The sequence below is a fragment of the Dialister succinatiphilus YIT 11850 genome (genome assembly GCF_000242435.1).
Classification (GTDB): Bacteria; Bacillota; Negativicutes; order Veillonellales; family Dialisteraceae; genus Dialister; species Dialister succinatiphilus.
In genome coordinates, this window is sequence record NZ_JH591187.1 from 1,123,046 (window position 1) to 1,142,257 (window position 19,212).

Genomic DNA, 19,212 nt, shown 5'->3' on the forward strand with positions numbered 1-19,212 from the left:
ATGTCTAAAGATTACCCCCTCTGTGTCCAATTTTAGTTTACCACTTCAGCTCACAGCATAACGGAGCTTTATAGTGCCCCCACGAAGTGGGGGTGGCAAAGGAACTGGATTCATAGGGGAGCCACGCGACCCGCGAATCCAGTGACATGCTTCCCACCGGGCAAGGTGGTGGCGCCAGCCACCAAAGGGGGAATGCATTTCCTCGAGCGGAGCGAGGCTGGCCTATTTTCCCACGGGCGAAAGCCCGGTTGTTAGGTTTTATCATAAAAGGGCGCCTTCTATAATTTAGAGGCGCCTACCACAACCCTCAGCGGCATAGCCGCTGTCAAACTTAAGAACCCTCGGGGCGATAGCCCCGTCAAACTTTAGAACCCTCAAGCCCCATAGGGGCTTGTCCAAATGGCGCCTGAACCCTCAAATTTCAAATCTCTTACCTCAGCACATCCTCCAGGTACCGCAGGCCGTTCCACCAGAAGATTTTATCGATTTCCCTTTCCCGAAATCCTCCCTTCTTCAGCGCCTCTGCCAAACGGCCCATATCAGAGGCATCCTTCAGCTCCAGCTTCGGTTCAATGCCGTCGAAGTCGCTGCCCAGGGCCAGCACGTCGATGCCTCCTATGTCCCGGATATGGCGGGCGTGTCGGACCAGATTTTCCAGGGTAGTCACCTCGCCGGTGCCGGTGAAGTGGTTGGCAAAGTTCAATCCTATAAGTCCCCCTTTATCACCGAAGAGACGGATCAGGTCGTCCGGCAGATTCCTCCTGTGGGCCGTCACCGCCCTGGCATCGGAATGGGACGCCACCGGCGGCACTTTGCAGGTCATCAGGATTTCCCTGGTCCCTTCATCATTGAGGTGGCTGGTGTCTACGATCATATGCATACTTTCCATGGCTTTGATGATTTCCCATCCCTTCTTCGTAATCCCCCGGTCTTTTCCTTCCATGCCATTGGGAAATCCGATTTCGTTGGGATAGTTCCAGGTGAGCGTCATGAGGCGGACGCCATCCTTATACAGCTGTTCCAGCTTCTCCACGCTGCCTGCCGCTACTTCGCCCCCTTCAACGGAAAGAAGGGCCCCTATTTTCCCCTCTTCCTCCGCTTCCCGTATATCCTCCCGGCACCGGATAGGGCAGAGGCAGGTATGATATGCTTCCAGCTCCCGCTGAAAAGTGCCCAGCAGGTCCTCATACCGCTTCCAGAGATCCGGCGTTTCCTTCCGGTCCACCCAGAGGGCGAAATCCTGGATGAAGCAGCCACCCTTTTTCAGCTTCTGCAGGTCTATATAGAGAGAATTTTCCATGAGAGTCCCCTTCTCCGGATGGTCATGGAGCTCGGTGATGGTGTCGCAGTGGAAATCAATATATTTCATGGTGCCCTCCCGCATAAAACAAAAAAGCGCCGGCCATGAGGACCCGCGCCATGCAGACAATATGAAACTTCTTCCTGTATCATACCATTGGCCAAAGAGAGGCACAAGGGGCCGCAGAGAGTTTCCTGCAGGACTTTGCTCCATAATGTTTCTTACTGTACAATAGAAACAGAGTTTCCATTGTTTATTTTAACAAGGAGGTTCATTATGCCCTATGTGAACATCAAGATTACCAGAGAAGGACAGGTGACGCCGGAACAGAAAGCCCGGCTCATCAAAGGTGTCACCGACCTGCTGGCCGACGTGCTCCACAAGAATCCTGCCACCACGGTGGTGGTCATTGACGAAGTGCCCCTGGAAAACTGGGGCCTCGGCGGCGACCCCATCCTGGTGGCCAGGGAAAAGAGGAAGAAATAAAAGGGGCCGCGGGTTCGACGCCCTTTGGGCGCCGAAGGTTCTTAAGATGGACCGGCCTGCGGCGTAAGGGTTGACGGGGCTGCGCCCCGAGGGTTGTGGCCGCCTGCCGGCGGCGGGTTGTGTAGAAGGGTTGTGGAAAAAGGTTCTTAGGATTGACCGGCCCTATGGGCCGGATGGTTCTTAGGTTTGACGGGGCCTTTGGCCCCGAGGGTTGTGGTATCGCCCTTACGGGCGATAAGTATAAAGTCAGCGTTACGGGATTTACTTTCAGTGTCATATGGCATGATAAGCATTCTAGTGATTAGCCACCTCCGGTGGCTTTCCCCCCTTTGGTGCCTTACGGCACCACCTTCCCCCCACTGTGTGGTGGGACAATAAAGATCCGCAAAGCAATTCCTTCATAAGCTCACAGCATAACGGAGCTTTATAGTGCCCCCACGAAGTGGGGGTGGCAAAGGAACTGGATTCATAGGGGAGCCCCGCGACCCGCGAATCCAGTGACATGCTTCCCACCGGGCAAGGTGGTGGCGCCAGCCACCAAAGGGGGAATGCATTTCCTCGAGCGGAGCGAGGCTGGCCTGTTTTCCCACGGGCGAAAGCCCGGTTGTTAGGTTTTATCATAAGAGGGCGCCTTCTATCAATTCATAGGCGCCCACCACAACCCTCAGCGGCAAAGCCGCTGTCAAACTTAAGAACCCTCGGGGCCACAGCCCCGTCAAACTTTAGAACCCTCACGGCCCCAGGCCGTGTCAGTCATCAGTCCCTCACTCTTTGACCATATCCAGCAGGCGGGCCAGCACTTCTTTCTCGCTGCCCCGATTTTCCAGTATCCGATCTGCCGCTGCCCGATAGAGGGCAATCCGCTCTTTATAAAGAGTGAATACCTTATCCGGTCCTTCCTTCAGGAGGGGCCTTTTTTCTACTTCCACGTCAGTGACGATATCCTCGGCCCGGCGGTCGATGAAGATGATAAGTCCCGATGCATGAAGTTTTACCACGTTGCTCTGCCTTTTCACCACGCCGCCGCCGGTGGCGATGATGAGGCCCTGCCGGGCGGAAAGGTCTTCCACCGTTCTTTCTTCCGCATCCCGGAAGGCCTTTTCGCTTTCTGCGAAAAAGCTCTGAATGGTCCTTCCTTCCTTTTCCTCCAGATAGGCGTCGGCGTCTATGAAGGGGCGGTGAAGTCTTTCCGCCAGCGCTCTGCCGAAGGTGGTTTTGCCGCATCCCGGCATGCCAATAAGGACGATATTTTTCATTGGGTCATTTCCTCCACAATGTCTGTGATGATTTCCCGGGGAATCTCTCTTTCCATCCATATTTCCTCTGCCGCCATGGCCTGCATCACCAGCATGTACATGCCATTGCTTGCGCTGCCTCTGGCGTCCTGAAGGAGCTTCGTTTCCGCAGGATTATAAATGATGTCCACCACCTTGGCAAAGGAGGCGGTGAGGTCTGATGAAACCGGGGATACCCCTGTTTTGGGATACATGCCCACGGGAGTGGCGTTCACCAGAAGATAATTGTCCTTTTCCACTTTCAGACTGTCATAGCCTTCGATGATGACCCCTCTTTGGCGGGCAAAGGAAAGGAAATCCCGGTCCACCTTCTCCGGATGGCGGCTGATGACATGGATTTCTCCGGCCTTCTCGTCGAAGAGGCACTGGATAATGGCCCGGGACGCGCCGCCGTGGCCCAGGACCACCGCCTTCTTTCCCTTCACGTCACAGTCAATACGGGAAAGGGTGCGGGCAAATCCGGTGTAGTCCGTATTAAAGCCCCAGAGCTTCCCCTCCTTCCGGCCAATGGTATTCACAGCGCCAATGGTCCTGGCTTCCTGGGACAATCCATCCAGGAAGGGGATCACGTCCACCTTGTAGGGAATGGTCACATTCAGCCCGTCATAGGAAGAAAGAAGGGCCGGCAGGTCTTTCTGAAATGTATCCTTTGGAATTTCGATGAGCTCATAGGTCGATGAAATTCCCAGTTTTTGAAATAATTTTTCATGAATCACAGGAGACAGGCTGTGTCCCAGCACTTCTCCCAAAAGGCCAAGTTTCATGATTGGCTCCTTTCTGCTATGGACTTTGGACACACCTTCGGTGTGGGGGGGACGGGCCTTTGGCCCGAGGGTTCAAAGCCCTATGGTAAGACTGCAAGTTAAGCTTTAATTAAAATCATCGCATTTGCGTTGGGATTTAATTAAATTACTTGAAAATGGCGCACTCTAACCACGCCCTTCGAAAATCGATTTTTTCGAAGGCGTCCTCAGCTTATTCCAACATCGGGTTTGTACAGTTTATTTTCTTTCAGCAGGTAGAAAATAACTCGTACTAACTTCCGGGCTGTTAAAATGAGGGCTCGTTTATGTGCGTGTGTTTTGCTTTCTGCATATTTCTTCCGGTAATAAGCTTCAAAAACCGGATCGTGTATTCTAACCCGATTTGCGGCTTCGACTAGATAATATCTCAGCTTCTTATTTCCAGAAAGTACTGCAGCTTTATCCTCAGACTCTTTCTTTCCAGACTGGTTCCGCTTCCATTTGAAACCAGCCATCTTACCCAGGCTTTCCTGTTTCTGAAATCTGCTTATATCGCCTATTTCTGACATGATTCCAGCTGCAAGGACTGGGCCGATTCCTGGTATTGAGACTAAGATTGCGGGAACACTTTTCATCAGTTTCTCAATGTTTTTGTCGCAATTATGAATTTCGTTTTCCAGTATCCTCATGATTTCCATATCACTGGCCATCGTTCTGTTCAGTGATTCTCTTACCATGGCGGGCACTCTGTACGAGCTGCTGGCTGCCTTTTTAAGCACTTTGGCTATCTCTTCCGGATTCTGGAATTTTCCTCCTCCCTTCTCTTGGAGAAATTCCACCAGTTCCGGAATCGGCTTTTCCGCCAGCTCATCCAGCGTAAACTCTTCTTCTAAGAGCGACAGGGATGTTTTACTAAAAATGCTGTAGAACGGTTTCCCCGCTTCCATTTCTGAAAAGCTTAGGAACAGTCGGGTTAAAAACTGGCTCTTCATCCGACTCAATGCCTGCACGTAGTTATATCTGCTTCGGGTCATAATCTTAAGTGCTTCCTGTCTGTCATCCAACTTGAATGGCAGAAGACCTGGGCGGATCCTTATAAAGTCGGCTATGGCGAAAGAATCGGTGATATCGTCTTTGTCCATATCCAAAAATGATTTCTTGTAATTCGCCACCATTATGGCATTCAGCGGAATAATTGAAAGCTTATGCTCATTCAATGCTTCGTGCTCGTACAAAAACCATACCAGGTTCTTGCTATAAACGGAGGTGTTTTCCATGCCAATCCTAATTGCTTCAAAATCTTCCTTCTCATAGTATGAAAGGATTTTCGCCACCAGCCGATCTGCACCTGATCCATTGTTGGAAAAGGTCAGCCTTCCAACAACTTTTCCCTCGCAATTCATGAAAGTAGCCACATTGGAACGTTTACTGATGTCAATGCCAACGAACAGTGTGTTATTCATAAATCTCACCTCCCCTTCCACACAGAGTAAGGAGCCAACAGAGCAGATGCCTTTGGGACTGGCGCAATACAGCCTCATTATTAGAATAGTCCGCGTACCGGGAATACACTCTTCCTTCCTGCTATAAGGAACCGGATGACGCAGCAAACAGCCTATGTGTTAGTAGTTTACCACCAGCCAAAGGAGACAAGCTTTGAAAGAATAGACGCACGCATCGTCAAACAGGGTTCAGCGGAATATCCTCTATGGCTCCTATAACCATTATTCCAAAGGCATGCTCATGTTGTAAAGGGGAAAGATCCAGCAGGGATAAATCCTCTAATCTTCCCCTTCCAAACATATTATATGAGGGTTCAGAAGGTTCAGAAGGTTCAAAGGGAAGGTTCTTAGGATTGACCGGCCCTATGGGCCGGAGGGTTCTTAAGTTTGACGGCCTTTCAGGCCGAGGGTTGTGGTATCGTCCTTACGGGCGATGAGTATTATAATGCCGCCTTTCGGCGGTCACGTCCACATCGAGTATCATAATCATTCTTACCCTCGTACATCCCTTCGCCACTTCGTGGCCCTCTTCCCCTAAAGGGGACGCAAGAACGTTACGGGATTTACTTTCAGTATCATATGGCATGATAGGCATTCTGCTGATTGGCTCGCTGCGCTCGCCTCCCCTTATCCGGCTTCGCCGGACTTCCACCTAAAGGTGAAACGACTCACTATGATTTGTGCGTCGCTGGCGCTCCTTCAAATCATGTTCGCTGTGCATCCACGGGAAAGCGTGTCACACGATTCGCAGGGAGCCGTAGGCGACTGAGAATCCAGTGACACGCTTCCCAGCGGGGCGGAAAGGTGGTGGCGCCAGCCACCAAAGGGGGAATGCATTTCCTCGAGCGGAGCGAGGTCGGCCTGTTTTCCTCGCCCGCCAGGGCGGTTGTAAAGGTTTTTTCATAAGAGGGCGCCTTCTATCAATTCATAGGCGCCCACCACAACCCTCAGCGGCAAAGCCGCTGTCAAACTTAAGAACCCTCGGGGCGATAGCCCCGTCAAACTTTAGAACCCTCAAGCCCCATAGGGGCTTGTCCCTTACGCCTTACAGGACGGGTAATTCCCCAGAATTTTGAAATAGGTGCACATGGACTTCAAGCCCCGAAGGGTCTGGGCATTGGAGGGGTCCTCCAGTTTGCCCATGACGTCGATGTGGAAGAAGTATTCGAAGGGCCTTCCTTCCATGGGGCGGGATTCCAGATGGGTCATGTTCATGCCGCCATAGAAGAAGTAGCCCAGCACATGGTAGAGGGCCCCCGGTTCGTGGCGCACGGAAATGACCAGGGTGATTTTATCAGCGTTCGGCTTGATTTCCATTTTCGGCCCGATGATGAAGAAGCGGGTGTAGTTGCTGGAGTTGAAGAAAATGTTTTCCGCCAGCACCGACAGACCGTAGAGCCGGGCAGCGGTGCGGCTGGCCACGGCGGCCTGGTTTTTCTTTCCGTCCTGGGCCACCTTTTCAGCGCTTCGGGAAGTGGAGAAATAGGGTTTCAATGTCCAGTCCCTGTGTTTATTGAAGAAGGGACGGCACTGGGCAAAGCCCTGAGGATGGGAGAAGACGGTGTCGATGTCTTCCAGCTTCGCCCCCGGCAGGCCCAGCAGGTTGTGCTCGATTTTCACGATCTGCTCTCCCACCACGGCACAGCCGTAGCGCTGAATCAGGTCGTACACCTCGGTAATCCCGCCGGTGGAGGAGTTTTCGATGGGCACCACGCCGTAGTCGATATCCCCTTCCTGCACCGCCTTCACCACATCTTCAAAGAGAGGGAAATAGGATTCCTCTCTTTTTCTATTTTCAAACTGCTGCTCCATGGCTTCATAGGTATAGGAACCCTTGGCGCCGTAGCAGCCTACACGAAGTACTTTATCCGACATGGGAATTCCTCCTGTCCGTCAAAAGAAGATCCAGAATCACCAGGGCCGCCGCATTTTCAATCACCGGAATGGCCCGGGGGATGATGCAGGGGTCATGGCGCCCGCCGATGGAAAGGTCTGTATCTTCCTTTTTTGAAATATCGATGGTGCGCTGCCTCTTCCCGATGGAAGCGGTGGGCTTCACTGCCAGCGTAAAGAGAAGGGGACTGCCGCTGGAAATACCGCCCAGCACGCCGCCATTATGATTGGTCAGGGCTTTCGGTGTTCCCCCTTCATAATGAAGGCTGTCATTGGCCTCGGATCCATAGCGGGACGCAAAGCCGAAACCTTCACCGAAGGAAATGGCCTTCACTGCCGGCACGGAAAACATCATGTGAGCCATTTCACTTTCCAGGGAATCAAAGAAGGGATCCCCCAGTCCCATCGGAAGACCCAGGGCCATGCATTCCACCACGCCGCCTACGGAATCCCCCTCCTTCTGCGCCGCAAGAATGGCCTCTTCCATGGCCTTCCCTGCCTTTTCATCCATCACCGGCAGTTTCATGGCATCCAGCCTTTCGAAAAGGGCCTTTTCCTCCCCCAGAGGATGGAAGGGCCGGTCTTGGATGCCGTGAATCGCAAGGGCATGGGCACCGATGAAAATGCCCTCCTTCTCCAGCACCTGCCGGGCCAGGGCACCGGCAAAGGTGAGAGGCGCCGTAATGCGGCCAGAAAAATGGCCGCCGCCGCGGTAGTCATTGAAGCCGCCGTATTTGACGTATCCCGTATAGTCCGCGTGTCCCGGACGCATGTGGTCCTTTAAAATATCATAATCTTTGGAATGCTGATTGCCATTCCTGATTTCCATGGCCAGCGGCGTGCCGGTGGTGTGGTCGTTGAAATAACCCGAAAGGATTTCAAAGCTGTCCTTCTCCTTCCGCGGCGTGGCCAGATTCGAACTCCCCGGCGCCCGGCGGGCCATTTCCCGGCGGACCTTATCCCAGTCAATGGAAATCCCCGGCGGAAGCCCGTCGATGACAGCGCCGATGGCGGTGCCATGGGATTCGCCAAAAATGGTGACTTTCAATGTTTCTCCAAATGTATTGCTCATGGTTGTCTCCTGTATCTGTGAATGGGATGCGGCTTCGCCTTTAGACACACCTTCGATGTGAGGGTTCACTGGACACACCTGCGGTGTGAAGGTTCAGAGGGTTCAAAGGGGAAAGGTTCTTAGGATTGACCGGCCCTATGGGCCGGAGGGTTCGTAAGTTTGACGGCCTTTCAGGCCGAGGGTTGTGGTATCGCCCTTACGGGCGATGAACATAAAGTCAGCGTTACGGGATTGGCTTTCTATATCATATGGCATGAAAAGCATTCTGGTGATCAGCCACCAAAGGGGGAAAACGCCGAAATGGTACCTGAAGTATATGACTCGCTGTTTTTTCCCTCATATCTCTCGTTTCCCCTTGAGGGGAAGTCCCGCGAAGCGGGAAAGGGTGTACGGGGCAGAGCACCGATAGGATGCTCCATCGCGGTCCTGACCGCCAATCGGCGGCCCCCTGAGCGAAGCGATGCACAAAATGTAGTGAGTCGTTTTCCCTTTAGGGCGATAAGACATGGAATAAGAATATCATAATCATTCTTACCACCGTCCACCCCTTCGCCACTTCGTGGCCCTCTTCCCCTAAAGGGGACGCAAGAGGCGTTACGGGATTTGCTTTTCTGTGTCATAGAGCGAAATAAGCATTCTGCTGACTGGCTCGCTGCGCTCGCCTCCCCTATCCGGGCTTCGCGGGACTTCCCCCTATGCAGGGGGAAGTCCCGCGAAGCGGGCAAGGAGGAAGCCGTTAGACGAGCGGAGCGAGGCTGGCCTGTTTTCCGACGCCCGCAGGGCGGTTGTCAAGGTTTTATTATAAGAGGGCGCCTTCTATAAATTAGAGGCGCCCACCGCAACCCTCACAGCCGCAGGCTGTGTCACCCCTAAGAACCTTCGGGGCGAAAGCCCCGTCAATCTTAAGAACCTTTCCCCTTGCGTCTGGGAATACCAGCAAGCGCCGCTATGCCTCTACTACCTTCCCTCCCACTTTCCGGAAGTCTTCCCAGAAACGGGGGTAGGATTTCTTTACGCTTTCTGCGCCTTCTATGGTGAGGGGGCCCGTCAGTTTCGGGGTAATGGATGCCAGGGCCATGGCTATGCGGTGATCGTTCCAGGAGGATACGGTGCCGCCGGAAAGGACGGGTTTCCCCCGGATGACCAGGCCTTCGGGCTTTTCTTCCACCTCTGCCCCCAGCTTGGTGAGTTCCACTGCCATGGCATGGAGGCGGTCGCATTCTTTGAGCCTCACCCTGCCGGCGTGGATGATTTCTGTCACTCCTTCGCTCACAGCGGCCAGGGCGGCGAAGGCGGGGACCAGGTCGGGCACGTTTTCCGCGTCCATGGTGATGCCGTGGAGGCTGCTTTTTTCTGCCAGAAGGCGGCCTTCTTTCTTTTCTATATGGCCGCCCATGTCTTTCAGAAGGGTGACAATGGCCCGGTCTCCCTGAAGGGAGGTGTCCGACAGGCCGGTAAGGGCTATGGTGCCGCCGGAAAGGGCGGCGGTGAGCCAGAAGGCAGCCTGGGAGTAGTCACCTTCTACGGCGAAGGTGCCGGTTTTGTAGTGCTGCCGTCCCGGGATTTCATACAGTCCCTCTTCTTTTTCATGGATGGTGATGCCGTGGCGGGCAAGGGTATCCAGGGTCATGTCCACATAGCTTTTGGACTCCAGAGGCGTGGTGCTTCGAAGGGTGGAGTCTTCATCTGCCAGAGGCAGGGCGAAGAGAAGGCCCGTGAAGAACTGGGAGCTCACGTCACCGGGGAGCTCATAGGCGCCGCCCGGAAGGGTGCCCTGTACTTCCAGGGGCAAGCCGCCTTCGGTATGGTAGGAAATCTGTTTCCTGTCAAACATATCATAGTAGGGCGTCAGGGGCCGCTCCGACAGCCGTCCGCGGCCGGTGTAGACCACATGGTTTCCCGAGGAAAGACCCAGGGGAATTAGGAAGCGGAGGGTGGAGCCCGATTCGCCGGCATCGGCATGAAGTAGGCCTTCCTGCTTCGCAAGCCCTCCCCGAATGGAAAGGGTAATGCCTTCCTTTCCCTCTTTTTTCTCAATGGCTGCGCCAAAGAGGGACAGGATACGCACCGTGGCTTCGATATCTTCGGACCAGGTCACGCCGGTAACCTCCGTCTCCCCCTTAGCCAGGGCAGCGGCAATGATTTCCCGATGGGTCATGCTTTTGGAGGAAGGCACCCGTAAGGTGCCGGAAAGGGGGGCGGGGCGGATGGTGATGTTCATGGAAACCTCCTTACTCTGTCACTATATACCGGGACAGTTCATCGGTGGAAATGGTGAGAAGCTCGGCTTCCCCGATTTTCTTCAGCACCACCAGGGTGATTTTCTTTCCCCTTCTCTTCTTGTCATGCATAATCTGGGGAATGAGATCCTCTGCCGGCACGCCGATGGATGTGGGCAGGGACAGTTTATGAAGCACCCGGATGAGACGGCTGGCGGTGCCTTTTTCCGTAAGGCCCATCTTTTCCGTCTGTTCCGTCAAAAGGCTCATGCCAATGGCCACCCCTTCGCCGTGGGTGAAGGTGGAATAGTGGAAATACCGTTCCACGGCGTGGCCGATGGTATGGCCGAAATTGAGGACCTGCCTTTTGCCGGTGTCAAATTCATCTTCTTCCACCACCCTCGTTTTCTGCAGCACGCTGTGGAGAATGATTTCCTCTATATGCTTTTCCAGATCCTCTTCCGTTTCCAGGGCTTCAAAGATTTCAAAAAGTTCCCGGTCCCCGATGCATCCGTACTTCACCGCTTCCGCCAGACCGTCGTGCACGTAGCGGGTAGGCAGGGTCTTCAGAAGGTCCGGATCAATGAAAACGCCCTTCGGCTGGTAGAAAGCGCCGGCCAGGTTCTTCCCGCTGGGCAGGTCCACGGCCACCTTGCCACCTACGGAGCTGTCAATCTGGGCCAAAATGGTGGTAGGGATCTGGAAGAACGGAATGCCCCGCATGTAGGTGGCTGCCGCAAAGCCGCCCAGGTCCCCCGGCACGCCGCCGGACAGGGTGACCAGCGCATCACTGCGGGACATATTGAACTCCGACAGCGCGTCATACACATCAGAAAGGACCTTCATGTTCTTGCTGGCCTCGCCGGCAGGAATGGCGATGACCCGCACATCGAAGCCCGCCTCGGTCAGCACCTTCCGGATCCGTTCCCCATAGAGAGGCTCCACATGGTCATCAGTAATGACGGCGATTTTCTCCGCTTTCGTGAGAGCCCGGATTTTTTCGCCCACCCTGTCCAGAAGGCCGCGCTCGATTTCAATTTCATAGGAATCTTTTCCCAAATTCACTTTAACTGTTGCCACGATGCATCATTTCCCTTCTTCTTCTGCCCGCCTCTTCCAGAAAGGCGATAATTTCCTCTTCATCTCCTGCTGCAATGGCCTCCCTCAGGGTAGAGAGGGAAGCGCTGAACCGGTCGATTTCCTCCAGCAGCTTATCTTTGTTGGAAAGGAAAAGGGAAGTCCACAGCTTTCCATTAATATCGGCCACCCTGGTCTCATCCCGAAAAGAGCCGCCGATGAAATACTTCGTTTTCTCCGAATAGGAGCTGCTGTTCATGAGCGCCGTGGCCACCACGTGGGTAAGATCGCTGGTGTAAGCAATGGCCCGGTCATGGTCCTCTGCCGTCACCACCGGCACATGGGCGCAGCCCAGCTCCCTGGCCATGTCCTTCACCAGTTCCAGATGCTCCTTCCTGTTCCAGGGCTCCGGAATGAGCACATAATTGGCACCGTCGAAAATGGCGCCGTCCGACTGGGCCAGCCCGGCCCCTTCCTTCCCGCACATGGGATGGCCGGAAACGAAATCCATGCCTTCCGGCAGAAGGGCGGCCACCTCTTTGGCAAAGCCATTCTTCACGCCCGCAATATCCGTGAGCACCGCCTTTTCATGAAGAAGGGACAAATGCTCTTTGATAAAAGAAAGAGTCCCCCTCTCCGGCGTACAGAAAATGACGATTTCCGCCTTCTTCAAATCCTTCGGATCAATGGAATCAACGATTCCCATGGCCAGCGCCTCTTCCGCCACCTTTTTCGTGCGGTTCAGGCCAATCACCGGATGGCCCAGCTCTTTCAGCCTTCTGGCAAAGGAGCCTCCCATGAGGCCCAGGCCGATGACGGCAATGGGAATCTTTCTAAAGTCACTGTTCATAATGGTTTCCTTTATTTATGTATATAGCAGGGCCTCACGGCCCGGGTTTCTGAGAGTTCAGTGGGAAAGGTTCTTAGGATTGACCGGCCCTTGGCCGGAGGGTTCGTAAGTTTGACGGGGCCTTTGGCCCCGAGGGTTGTGGATTGCCCTTGGCAATGCTTATAAAGTCAGCGTTACGGGATTTACTTTTCTGTGTCATAGGGCTTGAAAAGCATTACGTCGATCAGCCACCTCCGGTGGCTTTCCCCCCTTTGGTACCTCACGGCACCAAAGGGGGAATCTCCTTCGCCCGCCAGGGCGGTTGGCCTGTTTTCCCTCGCCCGCAGGGCGGTTGTAAAGGTTTTATACAAACTGGCGCCTTCTATAATTTAAAGGCGCCGTACCTCGCCAGCGCAGCGATACTATATAACTCCCGAGGGCGAGAGCCCTCAACCCGCCTGTAAGGCGAAGCCGATCACAGGCAGAACCCTTGGCGCCCAGGGCCAAAGGCCCGGCGGCGCCATCAACCCTCACGCCCGTAAGGGCGTGTCAACCTTCGGGAATACCGGAAAGCACCGCCCAGGTCCCGATCCCGACCGCACTGCCACCGCCCCCAAACGCCGCAAAAGGCAGAGCTCCCATGAACCCTGCCTTTTTCTCCACTCCGAAAGAACATGCAGGGCTTCTGATTACAATTCCCTTCCCACAATAGGAGCCAGCTGTTTCAGCCGTCCCATGAGGTCATCAAAAGTCTCTGGCGTAATGGACTCCGCTCCATCACACCATGCATGTTCCGGATCATTATGAACTTCACACATAATCCCATCAGCCCCGGCAGCAATGGCCGCCATGGCCATGGCCGGTACCATCTCCCGATGGCCCGTAGCATGGCTGGGGTCTACGATAATGGGCAGGTGGCTTCTTTCCTTCACCACTTCCACTGCCGACAGATCCAGCGTATTTCTGGTAGCCTTCTCAAAGGTGCGGATGCCCCGTTCGCAGAGAATCACATTGTGATTTCCTTCGGACATAATGTACTCCGCGCTCATGAGCCATTCCTCAATGGTGGCGGACATGCCCCGCTTCAGAAGCACCGGCACATTCAGACGGCCCACCGCCTTCAAAAGGTCAAAATTCTGCATATTTCTGGCGCCGATCTGGATGATATCCACGCCCTTTTCCAGGAACATACCGATTTTATCAGCGCTCATCAGCTCCGTCACCACCGGCATATTTTCCTTATGGGCAGCGGAAATGAGAAGATCCAGGCCCTTCTCCCCCAATCCCTGGAAAGAGTAAGGCGAAGTCCTTGGCTTGAAAGCGCCGCCGCGAAGGATAGCTGCCCCCGACGCCTTCACCGCTTTCGCAATGCCGCCGATCTGCTCAGGCGTTTCAATAGAACAGGGACCGGCCATGACCACCAGCTTCTTCCCGCCGATTTTGATGCCCTTCACATCCACCACCGTATCGGCCGGATGGAAAGCCCGGCTGGCCCGTTTGTAAGGCTCCTGCACCCGCATCACCTTATCCACCCAGGGATTGCTGAGGAAATCCCTTTCATCCAGGGCAGACGTATCCCCCACCAGACCCAGCACCACCTTGCTGGAACCCTTACTGCGGTCCACCTGGAAACCCCGGTCCCTCATTTCCTGTTCCAGCTGCTCAATCACTGTAAGCGGTGCGTTCTGTTTCATTACAATAATCATGATATTCCTCCTCTGCCTTCTCCAAGGCACCTTCAATTCTCCGGGACCCATGTCCCCTCTCTTCTAACTCCTATCCTTCCATCCTCCATAAAAGAAAAGGACAGGCTCTGATGAGTCTGTCCTTTCATTCTGGAAATATCTTATCTGGAAAGGGAACGGGACTCATCACGGGCGCAGCAAAAGTAACCGAAGCCATAATAATAGCTCCAGCCAAAGACATCATATGCCATTCCTGCGTTCACGGAAGCCAGTCTCATCATTCCCTCTCCTTTCGTTAGAAGTTAGCTTAGTATAGGCTCACAGAGCCCCTTTTGTCAAGAGGCAATGGGGCCGGAGAGGCAGAAGAAAAGCCCGGAAACTGCCAAAGGTTCTGTCCCTCGCTTCCCGCGAGAGAAGCGACTCATGTAATCAAAAAAGAAGCGGTGACCCCAACCACCGACAAGCCAGTGGAGGATTTACAGGGGCCAAACGCTTCTTATACAGTCAGTGCAGCAGACGCGCTTATCCGGAGTCAAGGACAGAAAAGGGCCCCGGGAGGCAGAAGAAAAGCCCGGGAGCCTCCAAAGGTTCTGCCTCCTTTTTGAAAACCTATCAAGAATCGCAGCGCTCTCAAACATATCCTGCTTACTTAGCAAGCTCCGGAAACAGTTCTTCCAGTTTCATAGCAAGGGTCCCTTTCTCTGCATAAGCCAGAGAGTCGCAGAGGCGGATATGGTCTTCCTTGATAGAAATCTTGTCGCTGAATCCCAGGATATAGGCGCAGCAGATGCGGTAAATGATTTTCGTAGGCGCCAGGCCGTAGACCTGCTTGGCAAAAATATGGTTCAGCCGCTTTTCCTTATCCGGATAGAGAGTCTTCATCCTTGGGCTGTTGTAGAGACGCTTCACGATTTCCGTGATGTACATGCCAGACTTCATGTAAAGGTCGGCAAAAGTTTTGGTATCATCGTCAAAACAGCCGGGATTCTCTTTCTCTAAAAGGTCCACCATCTTTTTTACGACCCAGCGGGGTGTAAAAATCTGGTTCGTCTTCTGGGGCGGAATATAGTTGAAAATATCTTCGCTCTGATTTTCCTCGAAATAATTGGCCAATTCCTTCTTTTTAGCCATAAACTGCCTGATGGAATCATCAAATACCACTTCATCAAAGAGGTGTCCGTCGAAGTGTTTCATTTCATGGGTCTCATGATCTTCGCAATCGCCGCCGTCCCGAAGAAAACGGAATTCATCTTCCGTAATGCCGGTTACTTCTTTAAACACATCATCTTCGGTGTAATCGTCCAGATTGGCCAGGGTAAGCTGATCATCGCCATAAGCCATGAGGAAACTGGGGATGGTGCGGGAGAAACCGCGGAGACGGTCACGGACCGTGTCTTCGATAGAATCTTTCGCTTCCTCCGCCTTGGTTTCCTCTATTCTGCGCACCAGTTCAACGGGCTGGCTTTGCACGATATTCTGGATATCCTGGTGGATGCCCTGGTTGAAACTTTCTTCATTCTCCTTCATCCGGGCTTCAAAGTCCTTCAGCACCTTTTCCTGATTTTCAGAAGTTTCCGCTTCCCGGATTTTTTGATCCCTTTCCGCTTCCGCTATCCGTTTATTCTGCAGGAAATCGTCCTTCCGCTTCTGCAGGGTGATTTCAATCTGATTTGTAACATCCCTGGTGATTTGTTTCGTCTTGGACTTGGGGATATGGTACTGTCCGGCCAGCGGAGTGATAAGGGAAGTAGTGACGGTCTCCACAGTGGTATGAACCAGATGGTCCACCTTATCCGCCACCGCAGCTTCATCTTTCGGCATTTCATGGAAACTGTCCACCACATCCTGGATGCCTTCATTCATGGTGTCATAAATCTTCGGCCCGAAAATGTCATGGGCCGTGCCGATGATTTTTTCATCGGGGATATCTACCTGTCCATTCTCATCTACCGGGACCGAGCCGTCAGTGAGTTCGTCCAAGTGGTCTTCCTTATGAATTTCCTCCTTGGCAGGAGTGAGCTTATCCAATATATCCTTGACTTCCTGGGGCGCTGCAAAAATACGGCCTATATTGGCAAAGAGGAAATTGGACATAAAGCCCCGGCGCACCACTTCTTCCGACTTCAGTTTCCTGGGGATAGAGAGCACCTGGGCCGCATTGAGTTCCACCATGGAGCCCTGACTGTCCTCGCCGATAACAGGGAAGAAATTCAGAAGGCGGCGGATATTCTTTGCCCTGTCATCCTTTGTTCCATGACCATCCACCGTATCCTTGGAAAGATCATTGGCAAATTCATCATAAATGGTGAGGGTCCTGGCCGGGTCGAAATCAAATACATAGGCCGTCTCCTTGCGGAACCGCTCCCCCCTTTCTCCGATAAATTCGTAGGGATTCTGGGCACGGAAGGCGGCCTGCATATAGGAGGAGGGGCTCTTCATATTGCAGAGCATCAGCACGCCGCACCACTGGGGAATGGTAACACCTACCGTGAGCTGTCCCACAGAAAGGGTGATGGTCTTCGGGTAGTCATGAATGGCCTTCTTCACCTTATCATAGGCCTTCACTGTTTCTTCCTCTGCTGAAAGCTTCCCGTCTCCTGCCGCCAGCACCACATGGTAATCCTTAAACACCGGATCCTCCTGAAGAAGCTTAGCCAGTGCTTTGGCCGAACTTACATAATTCAGGAGCCACAGGGTGTGAGGCAGCTTCTTACGCAGCTCCTCCGTAGAAAAGGGATACTTGTCATTGGTAGAAAGGGCATGAAGGAATTTCTTCACTTCCTCTTCATGAATGAATTTCCCACTGCTGTTAGTCAGGAAAAATTCATTCAGATCAAAGGCATAATCAGTGAAATCTTCCCCCTCCGCCCGAATCGATGCGCCCTGTTTGATTTCACCTGTAATCATGGGAGACATCTGGTAAGTAAACATGGCAAGCTGCGGCAGCCTTTCATAGGGATTGAAATCATCGCCCTTCCAGTTTTCCTTGGCTTCCTGCTCATCAGCATAGGACCAGTTATAAATCTGGCTGTCAGAGAACTGCCCTTTAGCCAGCTGCTTGAAGGGTGTGCCGGACAGATAGAGAATGTGGTCGCAGTGGACCTTGTCAAAAGCCCGCTCTGTCTTGTAGGTCTCCACCCCTTCCTGGGACTCGTCCACAATAAGAAGGTCGAAATGAAGATCTGAAATCCACTTCAGCTTATCGATGCCACCGCCAAAATAGACAGAGCCCTTCAGCCCCTGCAGGGACTCAAAAGCCACCATCCCCTGATGGTGCTCTTCATCATGCCCCATGGCATCCAGAAATTCATCCCTTGTCATGACCCCTTTCTTTCCCTTCAGCGCATCCGTATCGGACACGAAATCAAGAGGCGTCTGCCAGGCGATGAACTTCTGGAAATCCTCAGCCCAGGAATTGGCAATGCTGGGCCTGTTCGTCACCACCAGTGTATTTCTAAATCCCATGGTGCGGATAAGATCATAGGATGTAAGAGTCTTGCCGAAGCGGGGCTTCGCATTCCAGAGAAACTCCCGGCCGCCCTTTTCGAAATAGGCCTTCGTCTTTTCCACCGCTTCCCGCTGTTCCCGGCGAAGCACATAGGACAAGCCCTTTTCTACATCTACCTTAAAGTTTCTTTGGGCAAATTCATCGAAATAATCTTTGGATTTCTTGCCGTCGATGTGGAACCATTCCGTTTTCGGCTGACGATCTACACCCTTATACCGTTCCAGATACTCATGGAAATCATGGTCCGTGAAACTTTCTCCGCTGCCATCCTTGAAAATGGCATTGTCCTTCCAAAGGAGCTCCACCTGAATATCTGCCGTGTGGGTCTGCTGGCGGATGCGGTCCTCCACCTTCTGCTTCTCTGTATACCCGATTTTCGTCCAGCCCTCGTGATAAGAAACCCCTGGCGTGGTATAGGCGTAAATCATGGGAATAATGCGGCCATAGGGCTGAATCATATCCACCGTCTTCATTTATTTCATCTCCTTTACATGGGATTCAATAAAGGAGATTTCCTTCTCATCCAGCCCATATTTCCTGTAAAGCTGCTGGTCAATCTCTGGAATGGACTTTGACCAGTCGATATCGGAATGGGATGTGAAATCTTGAAGAGGAATATATCTAAAAGATTTGGGCGTAATGTGTTGTGTCGCTTTCATAACGCCCAGTAAAGCTCTTGCAAATTTCCCAATGATATAATTTAGTGCATTCTGTGCTTCCTCATTTGTATCAAATCCACCTATGTCCATAAAAGTTTCTGTCGATACTTCATAAGGTTCTGCCAACACGGGTTTTGTAATAGTTTCACCGAATTTACCCGTACCTGATGCCTCGGGGATAAACAGCTTAAATTTGTCCATATCGGAAACGTCATCAACGTAATCCTTACGGATATATTTATTTACTCGTGCATTATTTAATCTTCCCAGAATCTTTAAATACTCATGCCCATCATCAGGAGCTCTATCAAAGAAAATCTGCGGAAGCAGCTCAAGAATATTGGTAGACATATCATATCGATGCCCTTTACTTAGTTGAGAAATTGCCTCCGGATGGTCTTCATGCATTTTCTCCGTTAAGCGGTATGCAGTACGTGATATAGCAATGGTTTCCATACTCTTAAAATCAGCGCTGCTTCTTACTTTTTTCAAAATGGAATTCAGCTCGGCATAGGGAGTAAATATGCCTATGGCTCCGAAATCCTTCTTATTATCATGGTATGAAACAACGATACCGCCTTTAATATCCTTATTGGGAAAGATTTTATTACTAATGCCTTCATAATAGAGAATTTTAAAGTGCGGGTCTTCCAACATCTTCTTATTCCAGTCCTTCGGCGTGCTTCCGGCCTTGAATAAAAAACGAGCTGGATGAATTAATTCTACCTTATTTGCAATTTTATAGGCTTCATCCATAAAAAGATGGTAAACAGGAGGCGCATATGTTTCGTTTTCCCCTTTTGTTTCATCCTGATAGGGCGGATTGAATTTTATCTGGAGTCTCGCTTATAGGACATTCGATGCATTGGGAGGATTGACGGCACTGACCGGTACAGAAGGTCTTTTAAGGCCTGATTTAGGGTACAAAAATAGCCTGATGATGT

At 52.4% G+C, this 19,212-nt stretch carries 13 protein-coding genes; 1 reads left to right on the top strand and 12 read right to left on the bottom strand.

From position 1 onward, the window contains the following. Positions 1-430: 430 nt before the first annotated feature. Positions 431-1,369, bottom strand: a complete 939-nt coding sequence (locus HMPREF9453_RS04885; protein ID WP_008859449.1) for a dipeptidase — start codon at positions 1,367-1,369, stop codon at positions 431-433. Between the two features lie 207 nt (positions 1,370-1,576). On the opposite strand from HMPREF9453_RS04885, the gene HMPREF9453_RS04890 reads away from it, so the two are divergent. Next, positions 1,577-1,786 carry a tautomerase family protein gene (locus HMPREF9453_RS04890; protein ID WP_008859450.1) on the top strand — a complete coding sequence of 70 codons (210 nt, stop codon included), beginning with the start codon at positions 1,577-1,579 and terminating at the stop codon, positions 1,784-1,786. 764 nt (positions 1,787-2,550) lie between these two features. On the opposite strand, the gene HMPREF9453_RS04895 is transcribed toward HMPREF9453_RS04890, so the two are convergent. The 11 genes from HMPREF9453_RS04895 to HMPREF9453_RS04945 form a co-directional block, all read right to left on the bottom strand. Next, the gene (locus tag HMPREF9453_RS04895; protein ID WP_008859452.1) at positions 2,551-3,042 is read right to left on the bottom strand and encodes a shikimate kinase; all 492 of its coding nucleotides are present in this window, start codon (positions 3,040-3,042) and stop codon (positions 2,551-2,553) included. Further along, a complete protein-coding gene (locus HMPREF9453_RS04900; protein ID WP_008859453.1) occupies positions 3,039-3,845 on the bottom strand; it encodes a shikimate dehydrogenase family protein in 807 nt (268 codons plus the stop codon). The genes HMPREF9453_RS04895 and HMPREF9453_RS04900 overlap by 4 nt, the downstream gene beginning before the upstream one ends. 206 nt (positions 3,846-4,051) lie before the next feature. Continuing rightward, the gene (locus HMPREF9453_RS04905; RefSeq protein ID WP_008859454.1) at positions 4,052-5,287 is read right to left on the bottom strand and encodes an IS110 family RNA-guided transposase; all 1,236 of its coding nucleotides are present in this window, start codon (positions 5,285-5,287) and stop codon (positions 4,052-4,054) included. 1,077 nt (positions 5,288-6,364) lie between these two features. Further along, positions 6,365-7,201 carry a prephenate dehydratase gene (pheA, locus tag HMPREF9453_RS04910; protein WP_008859455.1) on the bottom strand — a complete coding sequence of 279 codons (837 nt, stop codon included), beginning with the start codon at positions 7,199-7,201 and terminating at the stop codon, positions 6,365-6,367. Further along, positions 7,191-8,291, bottom strand: a complete 1,101-nt coding sequence (gene aroC / locus HMPREF9453_RS04915) for a chorismate synthase (protein ID WP_008859456.1) — start codon at positions 8,289-8,291, stop codon at positions 7,191-7,193. The genes pheA and aroC overlap by 11 nt, the downstream gene beginning before the upstream one ends. A gap of 946 nt (positions 8,292-9,237) precedes the next feature. After that, positions 9,238-10,512, bottom strand: a complete 1,275-nt coding sequence (gene aroA / locus HMPREF9453_RS04920; RefSeq protein ID WP_008859458.1) for a 3-phosphoshikimate 1-carboxyvinyltransferase — start codon at positions 10,510-10,512, stop codon at positions 9,238-9,240. 10 nt (positions 10,513-10,522) lie between these two features. Further along, complete coding sequence (gene aroB / locus HMPREF9453_RS04925; RefSeq protein WP_008859459.1) at positions 10,523-11,590, bottom strand: 3-dehydroquinate synthase; 1,068 nt, start codon at positions 11,588-11,590, stop codon at positions 10,523-10,525. Further along, complete coding sequence (locus tag HMPREF9453_RS04930; RefSeq protein ID WP_008859460.1) at positions 11,577-12,437, bottom strand: prephenate dehydrogenase; 861 nt, start codon at positions 12,435-12,437, stop codon at positions 11,577-11,579. The genes aroB and HMPREF9453_RS04930 overlap by 14 nt, the downstream gene beginning before the upstream one ends. A gap of 668 nt (positions 12,438-13,105) precedes the next feature. After that, the gene (gene aroF, locus HMPREF9453_RS04935) at positions 13,106-14,122 is read right to left on the bottom strand and encodes a 3-deoxy-7-phosphoheptulonate synthase (protein WP_008859461.1); all 1,017 of its coding nucleotides are present in this window, start codon (positions 14,120-14,122) and stop codon (positions 13,106-13,108) included. Positions 14,123-14,746: 624 nt separating this feature from the next. Further along, positions 14,747-18,082, bottom strand: a complete 3,336-nt coding sequence (locus HMPREF9453_RS04940; protein ID WP_008859463.1) for a DEAD/DEAH box helicase — start codon at positions 18,080-18,082, stop codon at positions 14,747-14,749. Then, positions 18,083-19,102, bottom strand: a complete 1,020-nt coding sequence (locus HMPREF9453_RS04945; RefSeq protein WP_040379648.1) for an Eco57I restriction-modification methylase domain-containing protein — start codon at positions 19,100-19,102, stop codon at positions 18,083-18,085. Between the last annotated feature and the right edge of the window lie 110 nt (positions 19,103-19,212).

Coding starts and splice junctions, on each gene's coding strand:
- HMPREF9453_RS04930 (WP_008859460.1), bottom strand. CDS start 12,437: ATGAACAGTGACTTTAGAAAGATTCCCATTGCCGTCATCGGCCTGGGC.
- pheA (WP_008859455.1), bottom strand. CDS start 7,201: ATGTCGGATAAAGTACTTCGTGTAGGCTGCTACGGCGCCAAGGGTTCC.
- HMPREF9453_RS04905 (WP_008859454.1), bottom strand. CDS start 5,287: ATGAATAACACACTGTTCGTTGGCATTGACATCAGTAAACGTTCCAAT.
- HMPREF9453_RS04895 (WP_008859452.1), bottom strand. CDS start 3,042: ATGAAAAATATCGTCCTTATTGGCATGCCGGGATGCGGCAAAACCACC.
- HMPREF9453_RS04900 (WP_008859453.1), bottom strand. CDS start 3,845: ATGAAACTTGGCCTTTTGGGAGAAGTGCTGGGACACAGCCTGTCTCCT.
- aroA (WP_008859458.1), bottom strand. CDS start 10,512: ATGAACATCACCATCCGCCCCGCCCCCCTTTCCGGCACCTTACGGGTG.
- HMPREF9453_RS04885 (WP_008859449.1), bottom strand. CDS start 1,369: ATGAAATATATTGATTTCCACTGCGACACCATCACCGAGCTCCATGAC.
- HMPREF9453_RS04890 (WP_008859450.1), top strand. CDS start 1,577: ATGCCCTATGTGAACATCAAGATTACCAGAGAAGGACAGGTGACGCCG.
- HMPREF9453_RS04940 (WP_008859463.1), bottom strand. CDS start 18,082: ATGAAGACGGTGGATATGATTCAGCCCTATGGCCGCATTATTCCCATG.
- aroC (WP_008859456.1), bottom strand. CDS start 8,291: ATGAGCAATACATTTGGAGAAACATTGAAAGTCACCATTTTTGGCGAA.
- aroF (WP_008859461.1), bottom strand. CDS start 14,122: ATGATTATTGTAATGAAACAGAACGCACCGCTTACAGTGATTGAGCAG.